This window comes from Synechococcus sp. WC101 (assembly GCF_047461555.1).
In the GTDB taxonomy this organism is placed as follows: Bacteria; Cyanobacteriota; Cyanobacteriia; order Thermostichales; family Thermostichaceae; genus Thermostichus.
In genome coordinates this window covers 1-4,806 of sequence record NZ_JANSHG010000171.1, presented here as the reverse complement: position 1 = coordinate 4,806, position 4,806 = coordinate 1, and the positions used below count along the sequence as shown (strand labels likewise).

Annotated in this window: 5 protein-coding genes; 4 read left to right on the top strand and 1 reads right to left on the bottom strand. The window is 61.5% G+C overall.

What is annotated here, in order from left to right:
* On the bottom strand, positions 1-440 hold a 440-nt coding region (gene petB, locus NW809_RS10735; RefSeq protein ID WP_414402110.1), incomplete at its 3' end, for a cytochrome b6.
* A 205-nt stretch (positions 441-645) separates the two neighbouring features.
* Here petB and NW809_RS10730 point away from each other — a divergent pair.
* The 4 genes from NW809_RS10730 (at position 646) to NW809_RS10715 (ending at position 4,656) form a co-directional block, all read left to right on the top strand.
* Complete coding sequence (locus NW809_RS10730) at positions 646-1,959, top strand: S41 family peptidase (protein WP_011430624.1); 1,314 nt, start codon at positions 646-648, stop codon at positions 1,957-1,959.
* Positions 1,960-1,981: 22 nt separating this feature from the next.
* A complete protein-coding gene (locus NW809_RS10725) occupies positions 1,982-2,602 on the top strand; it encodes a phycobiliprotein lyase (RefSeq protein ID WP_228375241.1) in 621 nt (206 codons plus the stop codon).
* 12 nt (positions 2,603-2,614) lie between these two features.
* On the top strand, positions 2,615-3,136 hold the full coding sequence (locus NW809_RS10720) for a hypothetical protein (RefSeq protein ID WP_228375239.1): 522 nt from the start codon (positions 2,615-2,617) through the stop codon (positions 3,134-3,136).
* A 182-nt stretch (positions 3,137-3,318) separates the two neighbouring features.
* Positions 3,319-4,656, top strand: a complete 1,338-nt coding sequence (locus NW809_RS10715; RefSeq protein WP_414402109.1) for a hypothetical protein — start codon at positions 3,319-3,321, stop codon at positions 4,654-4,656.
* The last annotated feature ends 150 nt before the right edge of the window (positions 4,657-4,806 follow it).

The window sequence follows — 4,806 nt, the reverse complement described above, 5'->3', positions numbered from 1 at the left end:
GCCCAATAGCCCACCTGATCCCAAGGCAGGGAGTAACCGGTAACCCCAAAGGAAACCGTCAGTACCGCCAAGATCACGCCGGTTACCCAGGTCAGCTCGCGCGGCTTCTTGAACCCCCCCGTCAGGTAAACCCGGAAGGTGTGTAGAATCATCATCAACACCATCATGGAAGCACTCCAGCGGTGGATGGAGCGCAGCAGCCAGCCGAAGTTGACCTGGGTCATGATGTAGTTGACCGATTCAAAAGCCTCGGCCACCGTTGGACGGTAGTAAAAAGTCATGGCAAAGCCGGTGGCAAACTGAATGAGGAAGCACACCAGCGTGATGCCGCCGAGGCAGTAGAAGATGTTAACGTGGGGCGGAATGAATTTTCCGGTTGCGTCATCGACGAAAGGCGTGATCTCCAGCCGCTCGTCTAGCCAGTCGTAAACTTTGCTCATGATGCCTGCAATTTTTAGAGTTGGATATCCAGGGCGGGGCGGGCCCACTCCCTATGGCACTGTAACACAATTCGTTAACACGATCATGAAGTCGGGCTCAGCTTTGAGACAGGGATCCCTACACCAACAGCCCAAACGCCTGCTGATGTCTCATCTTGTTCACGTTTCTTAGTATTTCTTAGCTTCTTCTTCAGTTTGGGATCCGATGATTGCGCAGAAGCCGAGATCTGGGGAAAGCAGTTGCAGAGGGTTGGGGATCGGATGGGGGTTACGCCAGGCTGTCCGAGTTTTGTTGCTAGGGTGCCTGCTCTGGGCGAGTTTGGGCATTGGCGCCTGTCAGGTGCAGGCCAGCCGCTGGGGGGAAGAGCAGCAACTGCTGGCGCAGGCGTGGGCCTATGTGGATCGGGCCTACGTGGATCCGGGTTTCAACGGACAGAACTGGTGGCAGGTGCGCCAGCGCTTTCTCTCTCGGCCCCTGAAGGATCGGCAAGAGACCTACCGGGCCATCGAGGAGATGCTGGCAACTCTGGGGGATCCCTACACCCGCTTTTTGGACAGGGAGCACTACCTCAGCCTGCAGACTTCCACTGCTGGCGAGTTGAGCGGCGTCGGCCTCCAGATTGCCATCGACGGGCAGGGGGCAGTACGGGTCATCGCCCCAATGGAGGGGACTCCTGCCGAGCGGGCCGGGATCCAACCTCAAGATGAGATCCTGGCGGTGGATCAGGTGCCAGTGGCAGGGCTGAGCTTGGATGAGGTGGCAGAACGCATGCGCGGCCCCAGCGGCACAACCGTTAGCCTACGGCTAAGGCGGCAGGAGCGCATCTGGGAGGTGGAGCTGGTGCGGCAGTCCATCCTGATCAACCCGGTGCGCACCGGTTTTTTCAAGCTGCCCCAGGGGGAGGTAGCCTACATCCGCCTCAGCCAGTTTAACGGCAATGCCGCCGCTCAAGTGCGTCAGGCCATCCAGGCCGCAGAAGCGCGAGGAGTGCGGGGCTACATCCTCGATCTGCGCAACAACCCCGGAGGGTTACTGCAGGCGGCCATTGAGATTGCTCGCTTTTGGATCCCCAAAGGCGACATCGTGCGAGTGACGGATCGCTACGGCATTCAGGACGGCATTCCCGCCACCGGCGAAGTCCTCACGGCAGCCCCCTTGGTCGTCTTAGTGAACCAGGGCAGTGCCAGCGCCAGCGAAGTCTTGGCGGGGGCGTTGCAGGACAGCGGACGGGCGCAACTGGTGGGAACGCGCACCTTCGGCAAGGGGCTGATCCAATCCCTGCTGGAGCTGGCGGACGGCTCGGGGCTGGCCGTGACCACTGCCAAATACCTCACCCCCAACGGCCACGACATTCATCGCCAAGGGATCCAGCCCGATGTGGAGGTGGCCGCGGGCCCTGTTCCCCTGACGGCAGAAAGCCTGGGCGGCCCTGAGGATGGGCAGTTGCAGCGGGCTTTGGAAGTGTTGGGGGCGACTTTGTCGGTGGCCCAGGGGATCCCAGCGGCAGCTAACACCTGAGGGGGAGAAGGGGAGTGCCTGTTTGTCTGCGATTCGTTTTAGGATCGGGTTTAGCCGTCCACTTGGCCCTGCTCTCGATCCCTCTGGCATGAATGCCCTGCAAAAATTTCACCACTTCTTCAACTGCTGCATTGGCGCCTGGCACACCGAGCGCACCTACCACTATTTGGATCGAGGGGAGGTGGAGCGTTCGCGCACCGACTTCACCATTCGCACCCTCACCCCTGAGCTCAAGGAGAAGGTACTGGCCGACAACAACTACCCCAACCACGGTGTGGACGGGTTTTTGGGCTTCCACCTGGCGTTTGAGACGGTTTCCGAAAAAGGGGAGGAGGCTGGGCAAGAGCTAAACATGCTCTTCGTGCCCCGGCGAGAAGGGCCCCGTGGGCTGGAGGGCGACTACTTGCGGGATCGGGCCTATGAGGAAGACCGCCCCATAGTGGCCAGCTTCCGCTTCGATCCCGGATCCCTGCAACTGGTGATGACCACCACCTACACCCGCGTCGTTGCTGTGGATACCATCACCTTGCTTAACCCACGCCTGCGCCTGCGCCAGATCCTCACCTACCAACGACCCCCTCACGGTCAGCCCTTGGAGGAGCTGCTGCTGGTGGGGTTTGGGGTAGAACAAAAGCTTACCTAGGGGGGTTTATCGGTGGATCCGGAGTTGATCCCTCCCGAAGACTTGCGCCTGCCCCAGCATCTGGCCCGGATTGAGGCCAGCTTTGAGCGGGGACAATACCGGCGGGTTCTGGAACAGGTGAAACAGGCCCAAAGCCGCTACCCGCAAGCGGGCAAGCTGCGGCTCTGGCAGGCCCTGGCCGAGGAGGCCCTTGGAGAGACCCAGGAGGCGATCCGCTTGGCGCAAACCTTGCTGGGCAACCCGGATCCGGAAGTGGCTCAACAGGCCCGCTACGTGTTGGGCATCTGGCAGGCTCCGCGTCTGCGGCGACCAGCAGAGTGGTTGCTCGAAATCCCAGATCTCAGCCATCTGGAAGAGGCCGAGCCAGGGGAACGCCGTCTGGTCTATGAGCGCCCCCGCCGCCCAGCTTCCCTGCCAAAAGTCGCCGATCCCATCCGCCGCGAGGCTGCTCCCCCCTTGAATACCCAACGGCTGACGTGGGTGTTGATCGGGATCCTTTTCGCCCTGCTAGCGGTGATGGCCTGGCTGCCCTAGCCCAGCCCTGGGTCGGCGCAGAGACAGGCTGCCTGACCCAAAAGCAGCAACAGCCGCCCTCGTCGCCCCCGAGTTGAAGAGAGATACTGGGAATAGGGATGGCTGTAACCCTTGGCTGCAGATGCTGGGCGAGCGTCCCAGTTGGATCCCGGGCAACAGTAGGTAACCAGCGGAGGTTGAGAGTGGCTACACAGACATTGGTCATCGATGCAGTAGAGCAGTTGGGCTTGCGGGTCACTCTGGGAGATATTGCCTCCAGCACAGGCCTGGCCCTAGAGGAGGCCAAACAGGAGTTGCTGAAGTTAGCCCAAAAGGCTGGGGGGCATCTCCAGGTTTCGCGGCAGGGGGAGATTGCCTACGTTTTCCCGCCCGACTTTCGCGACATTCTCAAGCGCAGGGAGCAGCAGGATCGGCTGGCAGCCTTGCGACGCAAGCTGTGGGGCGGCTTTCTCTACGGGCTGCGCATCTCCTTCGGCATCCTGTTGGTGGTGTCGATTATCCTCATCACCCTGGCGTTGATAGCTCTGCAGATGGCCAGCAGTCGTGAAGAGGGCAGCGGCAGTCGCAGTCGCTCGCGCGAGGTGGGGTTCTTCTACTTCCCCAACCTTTGGGTGGGCAACCCCTTCTGGAGTCCCTACCCCTACTACGGGGGCTATTCCGGTCGGGCGCAGCCCCGCCGGGAAAAATCGGAGATGAACTTTTTGGAGGCGGTGTACAGCTTCCTGTTTGGGGACGGGGATCCCAACGCCAACCTGGAAGAGAAGCGCTATGCCTTGATCGGCCAAGTGATCCGCGCCAACGGGGGGGTGATCGCCGCCGAGCAGGTGCTGCCCTACCTGGATGTGGAGCCGGGATCCCCGGCCCTAGAATACGAAGACTATATGCTGCCCATTCTGCTCAAGTTCGACGGCCAGCCGGAGGTAAGCGAGGACGGCGATATCGTCTATCGCTTCCCAGAGCTACAGGTGGCCGCCTCAGAGCGCCGCTCCAAGAAGATCCCGGAGGTGTTGCAAGAAAAACCCTGGGTGTTTAGCCGCGCCACCCCTGAGCAACTGACCCTAGCTGCTGGCTTGGGTGTGCTCAATTTCCTCTTGGCGGCCATTCTCTACGGGGCGCGGGAGGAGGTGGCAGCCGCCGCTGGCAGCAACGCCTTTTTGGCGTTTATCTACCCGCTGATTGGATTCCTCTTTCTCTACGGCACGCTGTTTTTGGCAGTGCCTGCAGTGCGGTGGCTGACGTTGCAGTTCCGCAACCAGGGGGTGGAGCGCCGCAATCGCATCCGGCGGTTCTGGCAAGAGCGGCTGAAGCGTCCCTCCGAGGCGCTGCTGCGCAAGCTCGACTTTGCCCGCCGCTTCCGCCGCCAAGAAGTGGTGCGGGAGTCGGACACCATCTACTCTACGGAGCGGGATCTGATCGAGCAGCGGGACTACCGGCTGGACGAGCCGGCCTTTCGCCAGCTTTTGCAGCAGGAGCAACCCCTGGAAAGCAAGTCGGAAGAGGTGCCCCGGCCTCGTCTCTAGCGAGGGGTTGAGGCCTGCCCAAGGGTCTTATCGAGCCATGGCCAATGCCAGTAGCGCGCAAGGCAAGCAACAGGATGGGAGGCAGGGGGGCCTGGTCCGCCTGGGGATCGACGTGGGAGGCACCTTCACGGATCTGGTGCTCCTCCAGGA